The 16,552-nt window shown below is 69.6% G+C and carries 15 protein-coding genes; 5 read left to right on the top strand and 10 right to left on the bottom strand.

Annotated features, from left to right (window positions below; all coding sequences use genetic code 11):
- The first annotated feature begins 19 nt into the window (after positions 1–19).
- Positions 20–676 (top strand): GntR family transcriptional regulator, encoded by a 657-nt coding sequence (locus ACN0RJ_RS20775; RefSeq protein WP_417725527.1) that lies wholly within the window; start codon positions 20–22, stop codon positions 674–676.
- A 4-nt stretch (positions 677–680) separates the two neighbouring features.
- Here the strand turns inward: ACN0RJ_RS20775 and ACN0RJ_RS20780 are convergent, their stop codons facing one another.
- From ACN0RJ_RS20780 to hydA, 7 genes are all read right to left on the bottom strand, one after another.
- Positions 681–1,886, bottom strand: coding sequence for an NAD(P)/FAD-dependent oxidoreductase (locus tag ACN0RJ_RS20780; RefSeq protein ID WP_417725528.1), 1,206 nt, complete (start codon positions 1,884–1,886; stop codon positions 681–683).
- A gap of 83 nt (positions 1,887–1,969) precedes the next feature.
- The gene (locus ACN0RJ_RS20785; RefSeq protein ID WP_417725529.1) at positions 1,970–3,334 is read right to left on the bottom strand and encodes an amidase; all 1,365 of its coding nucleotides are present in this window, start codon (positions 3,332–3,334) and stop codon (positions 1,970–1,972) included.
- Complete coding sequence (locus ACN0RJ_RS20790) at positions 3,307–4,608, bottom strand: TRAP transporter large permease (protein ID WP_417725530.1); 1,302 nt, start codon at positions 4,606–4,608, stop codon at positions 3,307–3,309. The genes ACN0RJ_RS20785 and ACN0RJ_RS20790 overlap by 28 nt, the downstream gene beginning before the upstream one ends.
- Before the next feature lies 1 nt (position 4,609).
- Positions 4,610–5,164 carry a TRAP transporter small permease subunit gene (locus ACN0RJ_RS20795; RefSeq protein WP_417722375.1) on the bottom strand — a complete coding sequence of 185 codons (555 nt, stop codon included), beginning with the start codon at positions 5,162–5,164 and terminating at the stop codon, positions 4,610–4,612.
- A gap of 125 nt (positions 5,165–5,289) precedes the next feature.
- Positions 5,290–6,321, bottom strand: coding sequence for a TRAP transporter substrate-binding protein (locus ACN0RJ_RS20800; protein ID WP_417725531.1), 1,032 nt, complete (start codon positions 6,319–6,321; stop codon positions 5,290–5,292).
- A 48-nt stretch (positions 6,322–6,369) separates the two neighbouring features.
- The gene (locus ACN0RJ_RS20805; RefSeq protein WP_417725532.1) at positions 6,370–7,137 is read right to left on the bottom strand and encodes an aspartate/glutamate racemase family protein; all 768 of its coding nucleotides are present in this window, start codon (positions 7,135–7,137) and stop codon (positions 6,370–6,372) included.
- Positions 7,134–8,528 carry a dihydropyrimidinase gene (gene hydA, locus ACN0RJ_RS20810; protein ID WP_417725533.1) on the bottom strand — a complete coding sequence of 465 codons (1,395 nt, stop codon included), beginning with the start codon at positions 8,526–8,528 and terminating at the stop codon, positions 7,134–7,136. Before hydA ends, ACN0RJ_RS20805 begins: the two co-directional genes overlap by 4 nt.
- Positions 8,529–8,729: 201 nt before the next feature.
- Here hydA and ACN0RJ_RS20815 point away from each other — a divergent pair, with 201 nt between their 5' ends.
- Positions 8,730–9,641, top strand: a complete 912-nt coding sequence (locus ACN0RJ_RS20815; RefSeq protein ID WP_417722371.1) for a LysR family transcriptional regulator — start codon at positions 8,730–8,732, stop codon at positions 9,639–9,641.
- On the opposite strand, the gene ACN0RJ_RS20820 is transcribed toward ACN0RJ_RS20815, so the two are convergent.
- Positions 9,622–10,341, bottom strand: coding sequence for a hydratase (locus ACN0RJ_RS20820; protein WP_417722370.1), 720 nt, complete (start codon positions 10,339–10,341; stop codon positions 9,622–9,624). The two genes, ACN0RJ_RS20815 and ACN0RJ_RS20820, sit on opposite strands and share 20 nt — an antisense overlap.
- 197 nt (positions 10,342–10,538) lie before the next feature.
- On the opposite strand from ACN0RJ_RS20820, the gene ACN0RJ_RS20825 reads away from it, so the two are divergent.
- Genes ACN0RJ_RS20825 through ACN0RJ_RS20835 form a run of 3 tightly spaced genes read left to right on the top strand, consistent with a single transcriptional unit; the run spans position 10,539 to position 12,759 of the window.
- Positions 10,539–11,186, top strand: coding sequence for a lysophospholipid acyltransferase family protein (locus ACN0RJ_RS20825; protein ID WP_417725534.1), 648 nt, complete (start codon positions 10,539–10,541; stop codon positions 11,184–11,186).
- A complete protein-coding gene (locus ACN0RJ_RS20830; RefSeq protein WP_417725535.1) occupies positions 11,183–12,124 on the top strand; it encodes a phosphatidate cytidylyltransferase in 942 nt (313 codons plus the stop codon). Before ACN0RJ_RS20825 ends, ACN0RJ_RS20830 begins: the two co-directional genes overlap by 4 nt.
- Positions 12,124–12,759: a CDP-alcohol phosphatidyltransferase family protein gene (locus ACN0RJ_RS20835; protein WP_417725536.1), complete on the top strand. Its 636-nt coding sequence runs from the start codon at positions 12,124–12,126 to the stop codon at positions 12,757–12,759. The genes ACN0RJ_RS20830 and ACN0RJ_RS20835 overlap by 1 nt, the downstream gene beginning before the upstream one ends.
- Before the next feature lie 45 nt (positions 12,760–12,804).
- On the opposite strand, the gene ACN0RJ_RS20840 is transcribed toward ACN0RJ_RS20835, so the two are convergent.
- Together ACN0RJ_RS20840 and ACN0RJ_RS20845 are read right to left on the bottom strand one after the other, a co-directional pair.
- Complete coding sequence (locus tag ACN0RJ_RS20840) at positions 12,805–14,607, bottom strand: NAD(P)-binding domain-containing protein (protein ID WP_417725537.1); 1,803 nt, start codon at positions 14,605–14,607, stop codon at positions 12,805–12,807.
- A 135-nt stretch (positions 14,608–14,742) separates the two neighbouring features.
- Positions 14,743–16,485, bottom strand: coding sequence for a sigma-54-dependent Fis family transcriptional regulator (locus ACN0RJ_RS20845; protein WP_417725538.1), 1,743 nt, complete (start codon positions 16,483–16,485; stop codon positions 14,743–14,745).
- Between the last annotated feature and the right edge of the window lie 67 nt (positions 16,486–16,552).

Consider the following 16,552-nt stretch of genomic DNA (forward strand, 5'->3'; position numbering starts at 1 on the left):
GTGCGGGTATTCCGGGGGAATGGACAAGCGCACGGCAGAACGCATCGCGGAAGCACTGGAAGAGCAGATCTTCGACGGCACCTTCGCCAACGGGGACCGGCTGGATGAGGTGCGCCTGGCCGAGCGGTTCGGCGTCTCGCGCACCCCGCTGCGCGAGGCGCTGCAACGGCTCGCGCTGTCCGGTCTGGTCGAACAGGTGCCGCGGCGCGGGGTCTTCGTGCGCCAGCCGGGGCCGGTGCAACTGCTCGAGATGTTCGAGGTCATGGCCGAGCTCGAAGCCGTCTGCGGGCGGCTCGCGGCGCGGCGCATCTCGGACGCGGCGCTGACGGATCTGCGCGACGCGAATGCCAAGTGCCGCGCCGCCGTCGAGCGGCGCGATTCCGATGCCTATTATGACGAAAACGGCCGCTTTCACGGCATCATCTACCGCCAGTCCGGCAATGCCTTTCTCGAGGGAGAGGCGCTGGCCCTGCACCGGCGCCTGAAGCCGTTCCGCCGCGCCCAGCTGCGGCTTCGCGGGCGGATGGCGCAGAGCATGGCCGAACATGAAGAGATCGTCGAGGCGCTTGCCGCTGGGGATGGCGAGCGCGCCTCCGACGCCCTGCGCGGCCACGTGGCCGTGCAGGGCGAGAAATTCCACCACCTCATCGCCAGCCTGAAACCGGCGGCCGAATAGCGCCTCAGATCACCGCCTGTTCGAGGAACGGGCGATTCTCCAGGATGCGTTCGACCCCGAGCGGCGAAAGGTCCAGCGTGCGATAGCCGCCGTGCAGGATCAGCTCGGCCATGGCCCGGCCCACGGCGGGCGACTGCTGCAGGCCGTGCCCGGAAAAGCCGTTGGCAAACAGGAAATTCGGCATCGCGGGATGCGGTCCGATGATCATGTTGTGGTCGAGCGTGTTGTAGGCGTAATGCCCGGCCCAGCGGTTGACCACCTTCATCGCCTCGAAGGCCTCGGAGCGTTCGGCCAGCGCGGGCCAGATGATCTCTTCGAACTCCGCATCGCGCGGTTCGAAATCTCCGGGGTCCACGGCGGGATCCTCGGCGGGAGGACAGCCGCAGAGAAAATAGCGCCCCTCGGGGCGGCAGAAGACCCCGCTCGGGTCGATCATCAGGGGCAGGCGCCCGCCGTTCACCGTGGCGCTGCCCTCGGGGCCGTGCTGGCAGTCGACCACGAAGACCGTCCGCTTTCGCGGTTCCACCGGCAGGTCGAGCCCGGCCATCCGCGCCACCTGCGCCGCCCTCGGGCCCGCCGCGTTGACCACGTGCCCCGCCGCGATCACGGCCCCCGACGCGAGCCGGACCGCCGTGATCCGACCGCCGGCATGATCCAGCCCCGTGACCTCGTCGCGGATGTAGGTGGCGCCCTGCGCCCGCGCCTTGTTGCGGAAGCCGTTCATCAGCCCGGTGTTGTCGAACCAGCCCTCGCCCGCCCGCCCGTAGGAGGCGAGGCGGATGTCGTCGCCGCGCAGGTGCGGAAAGGCGGCGAACAGCGTCCCGGGGTCCCACAGCACCACGTCGGCCCCGCAGGCGCGCTGCACGGCGTTGTTCTCGCGCAGGATGCGGACCTGCTCTTCGGTGCGGGCCAGGAAAAGGTAGCCCCCGGCCTGAAATCCGAGGTCGGGCCGGTCCGCACCCACCGCCATGGTGGTGGCGAAATCGCGGATGACCTCGGCGCCGTACTGGCTGATCCTGACGTTCAGCGCGTTCGAGAACTGCGTCCGGATCGAGGCAAAGGACAACGCGGTCGAAGAGCGCGCATAGCTCGGGTCGCGCTCCACGACCAGGACCGACGGCGCGGTCCCCGCCTCCGCCGTCAGGTGACAGGCGATCGAGGACCCGATGGCCGCGCCACCGACGATCACGACATCATAACTCGCTTGCATCCGGGCCCCGTCCGTCACCTCGCCGGGACTGAGCCACAAACCCGGAGGGAGGGCAAGCGGGGCCGGGACCGCCCCGTGTGCCGTCACATGGCCGACACCGGTTCCGGTGCCTGCCGCATGTCCAGCGTCTGCGCGACCGCGAGCAGCGCATCCTCCCCGCCGTGATCGGCGACAAGCTGCATGCCGACCGGAAGCCCCTCCGAAAGGCCGGCCGGAAAGGCCAGCGCCGGAAGCCCCGCCGCGTTGACCCAGCCGGTATAGACCGCATGGCCGCGCGGCCCCACCTCCTGCCCGTCGATGCGCGGCGGAAAGGCATCCCCTGCGGGCCAGGGCGGCGCGGCGGCGGTCGGCATCAGGATGGCGTCGTGGGACCACAGGCCGCGGACCGCCTCGCGCAGGGCAAAGACGCGGGACAGCGCCTCGTAGAGCGTGACCGCCGAGACCGCCGCCCCGCGCCCGGCCATGTCGCGGTACTTCTGCGCCGCCGCTCCGAGGATCGCGGGATCGCGACTGGCAAGGTGGGCGAGGCCGATCTCGGCCATCTGCCCCCAGACCTCGTTCAGCGGAGCGAGATCCACCGGCAGCTCTCCCGCACGGACCTCGTGGCCGAGGGCGCGCAGGCGTTCGACGGAGTCGTCGAAACGGGCACGGATGCCGGGATCGCAGGGGGCGTCCCCGATCCGGGCCACGGCAAGGATGCGCAGCGGCGCGCCCTGCGGCTGCGGCGCGCGCCCGGCCAGCACGCCGTGGAACAGCGCGAGATCGCGCGCCGAGCGCGTGATCGGCCCCACCGTCTCGAAGTCGAGCAGCACCTGCGGCAGGCCGCCGCCGCGCCGCACGCGGCCGATGCCGGGTTTCAGCCCCCAGAGCCCGGTATAGCCCGCCGGTCTCCGGATCGAGCCGCCGCCGTCGGTGCCGAGCCCGGCCACCGCCATGCCCGATGCCACCGCCGCGACGACGCCCCCCGACGATCCGCCCGGCGTCAGCGCGGGCGCGAAGGGGTTGCCGGTGGTGCCGAAGGTGGTGTTGCCGGTGTAGCCCTCGACCGCGAACTCCGGCGTGTTGCCCTTGCCGAGGATCACGACCCGGGCGCGCCTCAGCGCGGCGACGGGGGCCTCGTCGTGCTCCGGCAGGCGCGCGGCCAGTTCCGGATTGCCCCAGGCCGCGGGCAGCCCGGCGGACACCAGGTTGTCCTTGACGATCACCGGCACCCCGTCGAGCGGCCCCGACGGCGTCCCGGCGGCCCAGCGGTCGCGCGCCGCCCGCGCCTCCTCCAGCACGGAGGAGGAGAGCGCGGAATAGGCGTTGAGCCGCGGATCGAGCGCCGCGATGCGGGCGAGGTGCGCCTCGGCCACGGTGAGGGGGTCGGCCTCGCCCGTCCGGTAGAGGCCGAGCAGGGCGGTCGCGTCGGGATGCCGGCTCATCGTGCCACCGCCTGCGGCAGCCATGTCGCGATGTCGGGCCAGAAGATCAGCGCCGAGGTGAACAGCAGCATCAGCCCGGCATAGGGAACCGCCCCCGCCACCACGTCGGTGAACGGTCCCTTGTCGCCGCGCACCCCGTGCACGACGTAGAGGTTCATGCCCACCGGCGGGGTGATCATGCCCAGCTCGCACATCAGCACGACGAAGATGCCGAACCACACCGGGTCGATCCCGGCGGCGGTGACGATCGGCACCACGATGGGGATGGTCAGGACCTGCATCGACAGCACGTCCATGAACATGCCGAGCACGAGGTAGAACAGCATCAGCGCGAACAGCAGCTCGACCGGGGTCAGCCCCAGCCCCGCGACCCAGCGCGACATCACCCCGGTGATCCCGCCGAGCGCCAGCGTCACGTTCAGCGTGAAGGCGGCGACGATGATCAGCAGGATCATCCCCGTGGTCCGCGCGGTCTTGCGAAAGCAGATGTCGAGAAAGGACAGCGTCAGCTTGCCCTCCAGCGCGACGAAGACCAGCGCCACGATCACCGCCAGCGCGGCGCTCTCGGTCGGGGTCGCGATGCCGAGATAGATCGACCCCATGACGATGGCAAAGACCACCGCCGCCGGAAGCAGGTGCCTGAGCGCCCGCAGCTTGACCTCGAGCGGGACCGCGACATCGGCCGCCGCGCCGCCGTGGGACAGGATGTCCTGCACGGCGATGAAGATCATGAACAGCAGGGTCAGCAGGATGCCCGGCACCACGCCCGCGATGAACAGCTGGCCCACCGACACGCTGGCGAGCGATCCGTAGACCAGCAGGTTGACCGAGGGCGGAATGAGGATGCCCAGCGTCCCCCCCGCCGCGAGCGAGCCGAGCGCGCGCGACGGCCGGTAGCGCCGCTCGGTCAGCGCCGGCAGCGCGACGGTGCCGACGGTCGCCGCGGTCGCCACCGAAGAGCCGGAGGTCGCCGCGAACAGCGCGCAGCAGCCGATGTTGGTGTGCAGCAGCCCGCCCGGCAGCCGCCCCAGCCACAACGCCAGCGCGCCGTACATGCGATCGGCCAGCCCCGAGCGCAGCAGCAGCTCGCCCAGCAGGATGAACAGCGGGATCGCCGTCAGCACCGGCTCGTTCGAGGTGCCCCAGAGCACCGGTCCCATGCTCTTCAGCAGCACCGGCCCGTAGAGGATCATGCCGCCGGCCACGCCCATCGCCACCATCACCGTGGCGACCGGCAGCCCGACCAGGAGAAGGCCCATCATCACGACGAAGCCCACGAGAATGTCGTAGATACCCATCTCAGCGCTCCTGCAACTGGTCGAGCTCTTCGGTCAGCTCGTCTTCGGCGGATTTCGGGTTGAAGGCGGCGGCCAGTTCCGCGTGCCGCCCCGCCAGGAACAGCCGGCTCGCCCGCCAGGCCATGACGAAGGAGCAGAGCGCGAACACCGCCAGCCCCGCGTACCAGGCCGATTGCGGCCAGATCAGCGGCGTGCGCCAGGGCGTGGCGGCGGTCGAGCCGTAGTCGAGCGTGTCCGCGATCACGAACCGCCCGACATGAAGAAAGAACAGCCCCAGCACCCCGAGCGAGATCACCGACAGCCAGTCGATGGCCGCCTGCATCCGCACCGGGAATTTCGCGTGCAGCACGTCGATCCGGATATGCGCCCGGTCGATCATCGCCACGATGAAGGCAAGCGAGGCGCCGAAGGCCAGGATATAGCCTCCCAGTTCGTCCGCCCCCTGCAACGAGGTGTTGAACAGCTTCCGCATCAGCGTTTCCAGCGCCACGAAGGCCGACAGGAACAGCAGCGACCATCCGAACAACCGGCTGATCCAGGTGGCAAGGCGGTCCATGACCCGCTCCTTCTTCGGTTTGACAAATATCCCGGGGAGTCGCCCGGAACGGGCGGCGGGGCAGCGCCCCGAAAGCTCCTGCCCCGTCCTTCTGCGCCCGGTGCCGTGGCCCGGGCGCAGCCTCTTCACATGCCCCGCTGCGCGCCGACGGTCTCCATCCAGGCGTCCGAACAGCCGGGGTTGGTGGCGTCGCAGACCTCTTTCCACGCCGGGAACGAGACGTCCGGCACCGCGGTCCCGACCAGTTCCTTGTCGGCATCGCTGATCTCGACCAGCTTCAGGTCATAGGAGGTTCCGGTCTCGCAGGGTTGGGCGCCGGTGTTGCAGTTCACCGCGTCGTCGAAGAGTTCTTCGGAATAGCTCCAGATCCGCTCCGACAGGGTGTCGAAACCCGCCTGCAGCTTTTCCTGCTGCTCCGGCGTCAGCCCGTTCCAGGTGTCGAGGTTGATGCCGTAGCCGTTCATCGCCAGCTGGAAGGCGATGGGCAGGGTGTAGGAGCTGACCTCGGGCCAGCCGGCGGAATTGGCCGAGGACGGGCCGGTGATGGCGCAATCGACCACGCCGCGCGCCAGCGACTGCTGCACCTCGGGAAAGCCGATGGGCACCGGGGTGCCGCCGACGAGGCTGATGAACTCGGCCAGATTCTGGTCGTAGACCCGCACCTTCAGCCCCTTCAGATCCGCCAGCGAGGCGATCTCGGGTTCGCAGAACAGCACCTGCGGGCCGAAGGGCCAGACGCCGAGAAGCTTGGTGTTGAACTTTTCCTGCAGCCGCGCGTCGACGACCGGGGCAAAGGCGGCGACGGTCTCCTTGCCGGCGGCGTAGTCGGGGTTCAGCCCGACGAGGTCGAGCCCGAGGATGGTGGGCTCGTCCCGCGACACCTGGCTCAGGCGCAGCGACACGATGTCGAACAGCCCGTCCTTGAGGATGCGCAGCTGTTCGGTGTCCTTGATGCCGGTCACGTCGACCGGCTGGTAATCGGCGGTGAAACCGTCGAGGCCGGTCTCTTCGGCGAAGTTCTCGAAGAACGGCTGTTCGACGTTCTTCTGGATCAGGCCGGTGGCAACCGGCTGGCCCATCACGCGCAGGGTCTGCGCGGCGACGGGCAAGGCAAGGACGCTCAGCGCCGCGGCGCCGGCTAGGATGGTACGGATCATGATGACTCTCCCGGGTCGGTTCTGTCTGGAGGGATGGGCCCGCGACCGCTAGTGCGGGCCGGACGGATCGGGGCTGGCGGCATGGCGGAACACGCTTCCCCAGCCGGTGACGCGCGCCGGGTCGAGCCCGGTCATCGCAAGGCAGTGCGCCGCCGTGACGGCGACGGAGTCGAGCACCGGAATGCCGGTGGCATCCTCGATGCGGGCCGCGACGGGGGCGCCGCGGAAATTGGTGCAGACCACGGCGATGGCATCGGGCCGTGCCTCGGCCACCCGTTCGATCATCGCGCCCACCTGTTCCGGCGGGTAGGTGGCAAAGCTGTAGTTGCCCTTGTCGTCCAGCCGGGCGGAGGAGACGACCTCGATCCCCTGTCCGGCATAGTTGGCGATCATGCGCTGTTCGATATCCGCGATGTAGGGCGTGACCACTCCGAGCCGCCGAACCCCCATGGCGCGGAACAGCGCGTCGTAGGCGAGGATGGTCGAGGTCGCGGGGACGCCGGTCCGCTCGGTGATCGCGGCGCAGAGGGCGCGGTCCTTGTCGAGCCCGAGCCACGAGGCGGAGGTGCCGTTCCAGGCGATGAGATGCGGCTTGGCCTCGGCAAGGCGGTCGGCGGCTTCGAGGATGGGTTCCAGCGTGAACTGGCTCTGCGAAGCTGCGGACATGGAGATCTCGACCACCCGGAAGCGCCCGAAGATCGCGGTGGCCTCGTCGCCGAAGGGGGCGAACATGGCCGAAGTGTAGGGTTCCAGCACGGTGTTGGAGGAGGGCGTCAGCATGCCGACGCGGCGGCCGTCCACGGGGGTCCAGGTCATGCGGTGATCTCCGGTCTGATGCGGGCCACGTGGCGACCGGGGGCGGTGTCGACGGGGGTGCCGTTTTCCATGACGGTATGGCCGCGCAGGATGGTGCGGACCGGCCAGCCGGTGACCTCGAACCCTTCCCAGGGCGTGTAGTCGGCGCCGTGGTGCAGATCCGACTGGGAGATGCGGCGGGTGAGGGTGGGGTCCCACAGCACGATGTCCGCATCCATGCCGATCATGATCGCGCCCTTGTGCTCGAGCCCGTAGATCCGGGCGTGGTTGGTCGCGGTCAGCCGGGCAAAGGTTTCGAGCGACAGGCGGCCTTTGCTCACCCCTTCCGAGAACAGGATCGGCAGGCGCGTCTCGACGCCGGGGATGCCGTTCGGGATGTTGCGGAACGAGGCGCGCGCGCCGGGGGCGTCCTTGCCCGCGGGATCGGCAAAGCGGAACGGGCAATGGTCCGAGGAGAAGACGTCGAAGGCGCCCCGCTCCAGCCCGGCCCAGATCGCCGCCTGTTCCCCGGTGTCGCGCGGCGGCGGCGAACAGACCCATTTCGCCCCCTCGAACCCGGCCTTGTCGAGATCGTCCGCCGTGAGGGTGATGTATTGCGGGCAGGTTTCGGCCAGCACCCGGACACCGCGGCCGCGGGCGCGCTCGATCTCGTCCAGCGCGGCGCCGTTCGAGACATGCACGATCATCACCGGCACGCCCGCCACCTCGGCAAGCGTGGTGGCGCGGTGGGTGGCCTCGCGCTCGACCGGCACCGGGCGGGTGCGGGCGTGGTGGACGGGCGCGATGCGGCCGTCGCGCTCGGCCTTGTCGCGGAGGAACTCGATCGCCTCCTCGTTCTCGGCATGCACCATGGTGAGCGCGCCCTGCTCGCGGGCCACATCCATCACCTGCAGGATCTCGCCGTCGCTGAGCCGCATCCCCTGATAGGTCATGAAGACCTTGAAGCTGGTCAGCCCCTGCGCGATCAGCGCGGGCAGATCCTGGCCCAGCGTGACCGGATCGGCGGATTTCACGATCAGGTGGAACGACACGTCGGTGAGGCAGCAGCCCTCGGCCCGGGCATGATACGCGGTCACCGCCTCGCGCAGCGACTGGCCGTCCTCGGGCAGGCAGAAGGGCATGACGGTGGTGTTGCCGCCGCAGGCGGCCGAGCGGGTGGCCGAGGCGAAATCGTCCGCCATCTCGACACCGGGCCCCGAGGGCTGGGCGATGTGCACATGGCTGTCGATGCCGCCCGGCATGGCGATGAGTCCGGTGGCGTCGATCACCTCCGCGCCGGTCAGCCCGGTCCCCAGCGTGACGATCCGCCCGCCGGTGATCCCGATGTCGCAGGCGGCGACGCCGCCGGGCGACACCACGCGGGCCCCGGTTATGACAAGGTCGTGCGTCATGCCGAAGGGCCTGCGATCGGGGCGGAAGAGAGGGCGGAGGGCGTGCTCATGAGTGTTCCATCGTTGCGAGTCGGGATGAGCCTAGAGGCGAACTGAATTGCCAACTATGGCAAAATGGGTAATCCTCCGTTCTCGAAACGAGAATGGTTCGGAGGCGCGGTCTGCATGAATTTTCACCTTGTCCCGCGGCCTTTGCTGTATGTGGAGGCGGTTGCGGAACACGGCTCGGTCCAGGCGGCCTCGAGGGCGCTGGGCATCGCGGCCTCGGCCATAGACCGACACATCAAGTCGCTGGAAGAGGCCAATCGCGCGCCCCTGTTCGAACGCCTGCCGCGCGGGATGCGCGCCACGGCGGCGGGCGAGGCGATGGTGGTGATGGCGCGGCGCTGGCGGGCGGATGCGGAGCGGCTCGAGACCGACCTTCAGGAAATGCGCGGACAGGAGCGCGGCACAGTGCGGGTGGCCGCGATGGACAGCCTCTGCAACGGAGTGCTCGCGGATCTGCACGCCTGGCTGCGCGCCGAGCATCCCCATATCCGGCTCGCGCTCGACATCGTCGCGCCGTCGGATGCGGCGCGCCTGCTCGACGAAGGCGCGGTCGAGGTGGCGATGGCCTTCAACATGCCCCGTCTGCGGCATCAGCACGTGGTCTGGACCGACAAGCTGCGCTTCGGCTGCATCACGGCGCCCGGCCACCCGCTTGCCGCCGAAGGCGAGGTATCGCTGGCGCGGGTCAACGGTCATGCGCTGGTGTCGCAGAGCGCCCTGCTGCCGACGCGGCAGTATCTCGATGCGCGCTATGCCTGGTTCTTTGCCGAGAACATGCCTGTGCTCGCGTCCAACTCCCTGCAACTGCTGAAACGGGCGCTGTCACGGGGCGACGTGGCGATGATCACCTCGGAGCTCGACGTGCTGCCGGAGCTGGAAAGCGGCGCGCTGGTGTTCCTGCCGCTGCGGGACAAGGGCCTGGTGGCGCCGACGATCTCGGTGGTGATCGACGCGCGGCGGTCGCTGTCGCGGGCCGCGCGCCTGGTGGCGGAATACATGGTCGGGCGCACGCAATCCCGGCTCGAGGCGGCGCGCGCCGGGACCGTCAGCCCAGGTGGCAGGTGACTTCGCCGAAGCCTTCGATGGAGCCGCGCACTTCGGTGCCGCCGGGGAAATAGTCGATCCCCGAGAGCGAGCCGGTGATGACGATCTGCCCCGGCTGCAAGCCGCCGCAGTGATCCCCCACGTGGTCGAGAAACAGTTTGAGGTTGGACAGGGCCGAGCCGCCGGGAACCGTCACCGGCCCGGCGATCACCTGCACGTCGCCGCAGCGCAGGAAGGCCGGGATCTGGCCGAAATCGCTGCCGTCCCAGCCGTCGAGCACCGGCCCGACCACGAGCCCGGCGTTGATCTGCATGTCGGCGAATTTCTTCATCGGGGCGTCGTCCGCGCCGGTCAGGCGGGTGTCGACCAGCTCCAGCACGATGCGGGGGCGGAAGTGGTCCTGCGGGCGCTCCATCGGATCGCCCGAGAGCGGCGCGATCAGTTCGAACCCGATCTCGAGTTCGATGCCGAGCTGGTCGGCCACCTCGATCCGGGCACCGGAGGCCACGGTGCGGCCGGCGGGGATGGGCGCGACGACCGGCGGACCTTCGGGGCGCGCGGCGACCTTGAAGCCGCTGACGGGGCCGATGCTGTCCTGCACCCGGCGCTGGATCTCGAGCGCTTCGGCATGGCTGGGCACGGGCAGGTCCGCCGCGTCGGCCCGGGCGCCGGTCCGGTGTGCCTCGATCAAGGCGGCGCTGAAGATCTCTGTGGTGGTCATGCCCTGTTCCTGTGCGCTGGCAAATCGTTCCGCATGATCGTTAAGCAGTCCCGGGGCGGTAGGCAATGCGGGAATCGGCGCCTCCGCCTTCGCGCGGGACGGTCGCGGCCCCGGCGCTGCGGTTTTTGCGCGCTTTGCCGAAAAAGCTGGTATGCTGCGGGAGGTTGGAGCATGCGGCGGGGGGGCAGGTGCAGCCAGTGACGGGACCGGTGCGGCAGGCGGCGGCCAGCGTGGCGGGGGCGGCGATCGTGCTGTTCGCGCGCCTCGTCACCGCGGTGCGCGGCCTTTGGGACGGGATCGAACCGGTGCCGCGCCAGCGGGTCTATTACGCCAATCACACCTCGAACGGGGATTTCGTGCTGATCTGGACGGTGCTCCCGCCGTCGATGCGGGCCATGACGCGGCCGGTCGCCGCCGCGGACTACTGGCTGACCTCGCCGGTCAAGGCCTTTGTCGGGCGCGACGTGTTCCGCGCGGTGCTGATCGACCGCCGCCCCGAGGACCGGACCGAGGATCCCGTGCAGCAGATGGCGGCGGCGCTGGACGCGGGGGCCTCGCTCATCCTGTTTCCCGAGGGCACGCGCAACACGACCGAAGCGGCGCTGCTGCCGTTCCGCACGGGGTTGTACCACCTCGCCGCGGCGCGGCCCGGGGTCGACCTGGTGCCGGTCTGGATCGCGAACCTGAACAACGTCATGCCGAAAGGCGAGGTGGTGCCGGTGCCGCTGCTCTGCACGGTGCGCTTCGGCGCCCCGCTGCACCTGCAGGTGGGCGAGGCCAAGGGCCCGTTTCTCGACCGCGCGCGGGCCGCGCTGCTGGACTTGGCGGAAGGAGAGGCAAGATGAACGGCAGGCCGGAACTTCTGACCCTGCTCGCCGGGGTCGGCGCGGTGCTGGTGCTGGCCTCGGTGATCGGCGCGATCCTGGCAAGGCGCTACCCGGGCGACAATCCGGTGGTTGCCAACCTCAACGCGCGCATCAAGGCCTGGTGGGGCATGGTGGTGGCGCTGGGGCTGGCGTTCCTGGCCGGGCGCACCGGGGTGGTGCTGCTGTTCGCGCTGCTGTCCTTTGCCGCGCTGCGCGAGTTCCTGACCCTGACGCGCAAATCTCGGGCCGATCACTGGTCGCTGGCGCTGGCGTTCTTCGTGGTGCTGCCGGTGCAGTACTGGCTGGTGTGGTCGGACTGGTACGGGCTGTTCTCGATCTTCATCCCGGTCTACGCCTTCCTGCTCATGCCCATCGTCTCGGCGCTGCGCGGCGAGACCGGACATTTCCTGCTGCGGGTGGCCGAAACGCAATGGGCGCTCATGATCTGCATCTTCTGCGTCTCTCACGTGCCGGCGCTGCTGTATCTGCAGATCCCGGGCTTCGAGGGGCGCAATGTCCTGCTGATCGCCTTTCTGGTGGTGGTCGTGCAGGGCTCGGACGTGTTGCAATACGTCTGGGGCAAGCTGTTCGGGCGGCACAAGATCGCGCCCTCCCTGTCGCCCTCGAAAACCCGCGAAGGGTTCCTCGGCGGGGTGGCGTCGGCCGTGCTGCTGGGCGCGGCGCTGTCCTGGATGACACCGTTCGGGCCGCTCTACACGGCCTGCTTCGCGCTGGTCATCGCGCTGCTCGGCTTTGCCGGGGGGCTGGTGATGTCGGCGATCAAGCGGGACCGGGGCATCAAGGACTGGGGCCACCTGATCCCCGGCCACGGCGGGTTCATCGACCGACTGGATTCGGTGGTCTTCTCGGCCCCGATCTTCTTTCATCTCACCCGCTATTTCTGGTCCACCGCCTGATGCCCGATCCCCGCCGCCCCCTCAGGAGTCGCAACACCCGCTGGGCGGCGCGCGCCTCGTCCCGACTGACGGCGCGGGGCGCGACCCCGAACGGCATCTCCATCGCGTCGATGGGCTTTGCGGCGCTCGGGGCCCTGGCTTTCTGGCTGTCGGCGGGGGCCTTGCCGGGCGCCCGCGCGGCCTGGCTGCTGCTGGGCGCGGCGATGTGCCAGATGCGTCTGCTGTGCAACCTGCTCGACGGGATGGTCGCGGTCGAGGGCGGCAGGGCGGCGCCGGACGGCCCGTTCTGGAACGAGGCGCCGGACCGCGTGTCGGATGTCCTGCTGCTGGCCGGTGCGGGGATGGCCGCGGGCCTCCCGGCGCTCGGCTGGGCGGTGGCGGCGCTGGCGGTGTCGACGGCCTACCTGCGCGAACTGGGGCGGGCGGAACTCGGCGCCGCAGATTACCGCGGCCCGATGGCCAAGCCGCACCGCATGGCGGCGCTGACGCTGGGCGCGGTCCTTGCGGCGGTCGAGGCGCTGGTCGCGACCTCGACCGTCGTGCTGCCGCTGGCCCTGTGGATCATCGCGGCCGGCACCGGCGCGACGATCCTGCGCCGCTCGGCGCGCATCCTGAACGGGATGCGGTCCCGCTAGGGTCGGACCGGCCCGCCACGGGAGGCAACGGGCCGGTCCTGCGCATCACCGCCCGAGGTGATGAACCTCCTGCAGGCCGTAGACGGGCGTGTCGATTCCCTCCATCCGCGCCTTGAGCTGCAACGACAGGTACTGCGAATAATGCCGCGACTGGTGCAGGTTGCCGCCGTGGAACCACAGCGCCTCCTGCCGGGTGGGCTTCCACATGTTGCGCTGTTCGCCTTCCCAGGGGCCGGGGTCCTTGGTGGTGTCCGACCCGAGGCCCCAGACCTTGCCGACCCGGTCCGCCATCTCCTGCCCCATGAGATCGGCCACCCAGCCGTTCATCGAATTGTACCCGGTGGCATAGACGATGAGATCCGCATCGAGATGCGTTCCGTCGTCGAGGTTCACGCCGGTTTCATCCACCGACACCACCTGGCCGCGCTTCAGTTTCACCTCGCCGTCGATGATGAGCTGGCTCGCGCCGACGTCGATGTAGTAGCCCGACCCGCGCCGCAGGTATTTCATGAACAGGCCGGAGCCGTCGTCCCCCCAGTCGAGCCAGAAGCCCGCCTTTTCCAGCCCGGCGTAGAACTCGGCATCGCGTTCCTTCATCGCCTCGTAGGCCGGGATCTGGAATTCGTGCATGATCCGGTAGGGCAGCGAGGCAAAGACCAGGTCGGCCTTTTCCGTGGTCATGCCGTTGCGGACCGCCTCTTCGGAATAGAGCGAGCCCAGCCCGATCTCCATCAGCGAATCCGAACGCACGATATGGGTCGAGGAGCGCTGGAGCATGGTCACGTCGGCATCGTGTTCCCAGAGGGCGGCGCAGATGTCGTGGGCCGAATTGTTCGACCCGACCACGACCACCTTCTTGCCGGTCCAGTCGTCCGGCCCGGAATGTTCCGAGGAATGCTGCTGCACGCCCTTGAAGCTGTCCATGCCGGGGAAATCGGGCATCCGCTTCTTGCCCGACATGCCGGTCGCCATGACAAGCTGCCTGGGCTTCAGCACCACCTCTTCGCCGTCGCGGTCCACCACCACGGTCCATTCCTTTGCCGCCTCGTCATATGTGGCGGATCTGGCGGTGGTGCGGGTCCAGTAGTTCAGCTCCATCACCTTCGTGTACATTTCCAGCCAGTCGCCGATCTTGTCCTTGGGGGCGAAGACGGGCCAGGTGTCGGGAAACTTGATGTAGGGCAGGTGGTCGTACCACACCGGGTCATGCAGGCAGAGCGACTTGTACCGCTTGCGCCAGCTGTCGCCGGGGTTGTCGTTGCGCTCCACGATGATCGTGGGCACGCCGAGCTGGCGCAGCCGCGCACCGAGCGCGATGCCGCCCTGGCCGCCGCCGATGATCAGCGTGTAGGGCTGGGTGGTGTAGCCGAGTTCGGCCGCCTCGCGCTCGCGGTCCTCCTTCCAGCTCGACCGGTTCTTGCCCGCGCCGTGCTTGGCCCCCATCGGCCGGTTGAAGCCCTTGGGCTCCTCGTGGCCCTTCAGCTCCTGCATGGTGGTGAGCAGGGTCCAGATCCTGCCGTCCTTGAGCCGGATCAGCCCGTAGCCGCGGGCGATGTCGGTCTCGAAGCTGATCCAGGCGGTGGTGACGCCGTCCTCCTCCGAGGGGATCTCGCCCTCGGCGATCTGCCAGTTGCGGGGCTTCGTGGTGGCAAGCTGGTGCTTCAGCATGTCGGCGACCTGGTCCTTGCCCTCCACCGTCTTCAGGTTCCAGGTGAAGGCCACGAGGTCGCGCCAGTAGCAATCCTCCAGGAACATGTCGCAGGCGCGGTCGATGTCGCCGCTCTCCAGCGCGGCTCCGAAGTCGTCGAGAAAGGTCCGGGTTCGGTCGTGGACTGTCGAATCTAGCATTTGGCTCCTCCCATTGCGTCGATGTGGAGGCAGGCTGTCACGTCGGCGGGGCAGGTGAACACGGGAAACCGGGGGTCGCGACCGTCGGGGGCGGATTTCCCGGCTCCGCCGTTGCGCGCGCAACGCCGCGCAACGTCAGTGCGGCGGGGTCAGCCCGGCCTTGCGCACCCGGCGCATCACCGTCGACCGGTTCACGCCGAGCCGCCGCGCGACCTGGGCAAAGTTCCAGTGACAGGCATCGAGCAGCCGTTCGAGTTCTTCGCCATCGTCCTCCGGCACCGGCGCGGCGCGGGTGGGGGCGGGCAGGTCGTGCTGGTCGATGACCGTCCCTTCGGCGAGCGCGGCGGCCACGGCCAGCACGTTCTCGAGTTCGCGGATGTTGCCCGGCCAGTCGCGGCCCCGAAGTTCGGCGCGGGCCTGCGGGCCGAGGGTCAGCCCGTCGGTGGCATGGGGGCGCATGAGCCGGTCCAGCAGCCAGTCGAAGTCGTGCCGCAACCGCAGCGGCGGCAGGCAGAGCACGGCGGCTGCCAGCCGGAAGAACAGATCCTCGCGGAAGCGACCTTCGGCGACCTCGCGGGCGATGTCGGCGCCGGTCGAGGCGATGATGCGCAGATCGCGCCGTGCCTCGATCAGTGCCAGAAGCCGGGCCTGGCAGACGCCGTCAAGCTCGGTCACGCCCTTGAGGAACAGCGTCCCGGCCTGCGCCTCGGTGAGGGCGTCGAAGGTGGCCTCACCCGCGCCGGCGCAGCGGATGACGTGAAAGGGCGCGCCCTGTCCGGCGGTGACGTGGATCGCGCGGGCGAGCCGTTCCTTGCCGCTGCCGGTCTCACCGCGCAGCAGGATCGGAAGGGCGCGGGGCGCCAGCCGGGCGGCGCGGTGCAGCAGTTGCCCCATCGCCGGATCGGGGCCCGCCAGCCCCGCCAGCGCGCCGCCGGGCGCGCGGTCCCGTGCCGTCGCCACACGCGAGGTCTGGGGCGCGATGGCATGGCCGAACAATCCGCGCCCGTCCTTCAGCCGCAGCACCCGGTCCTCGGTCGGCCGGCCGCGCATGAGGTCGGGCAGGTCGTCGACGGAGAGGTCCATGATCTCGTCGATGCGGGTGCCGATCAGCGGGCCGCCGACGCCGAGGCTGTCGAGCGCGCCATGGGTCATGCCGATGATGCGCCCCGTGCCGTCCAGCGCCACCGCCGCTTCGGGGTCGACCTCGAGAAACTCGGGCGAGGTCGAGACCCTCAGCACCCAGTCGCGCCGGGTCATCGCCATGAGGTTCGCCATCTCCACCCGGCGGGTCGAGGCGCGGACCAGCGACATGGCGAGGTTCTGGCTCGACTTCGGGGTGGGAGAGCGCAGCAGCGAGATGTCGAGCACCGCGGCCAGCGTGCCGCAGGTGTCGTAGATCGGGGCCGAGGTGCAGGAGAGCGGCGTATGGGCCAGCCCGAAGTGATCGCCCTGATGGATGGTCACCGCCTCGCCGGTGACGAGGCACGACCCGACGCCGCAGGTGCCCGCAAGCTGTTCGGACCAGGCCGAACCGAGGTAGAGCCCGGCATCGCGCAGGTCGTCCTCGAACCGGGGATCGCCGAAGAAATCCACGCAGACGCCCTTGGCATCGGCCAGCAGCAGCACGTAGTTCTGCCCCGCCACCTGCCGGAACAGCGCCTGAAGGCCCGAGCGCGCGGTGGCGATCAGGCGTTCGGATTGCTCGCGATGCTCGCGAAGCTGCTGGGCGGTGACGATATGCGCCGGGTCCGCGCGGGTCGGATCCATACCGTAGGCTTCCACGCAGCGCCGCCAGCTTTCGGTGACCAGCACGTCGCGCCCGGTCTGCTGGCCGCGCAGGGCGCGGTCGATCTCCGTCACATGGTCCAGATCCTTCACGCCGTCCTCCTTCGGCACGGCCCGAGGATAGCAGGCGCGGGACGATCCGGGGATAGCGACTTTGGTC

The organism is Salipiger sp. (assembly GCF_048261495.1).
Taxonomy (GTDB): domain Bacteria; phylum Pseudomonadota; class Alphaproteobacteria; order Rhodobacterales; family Rhodobacteraceae; genus Salipiger.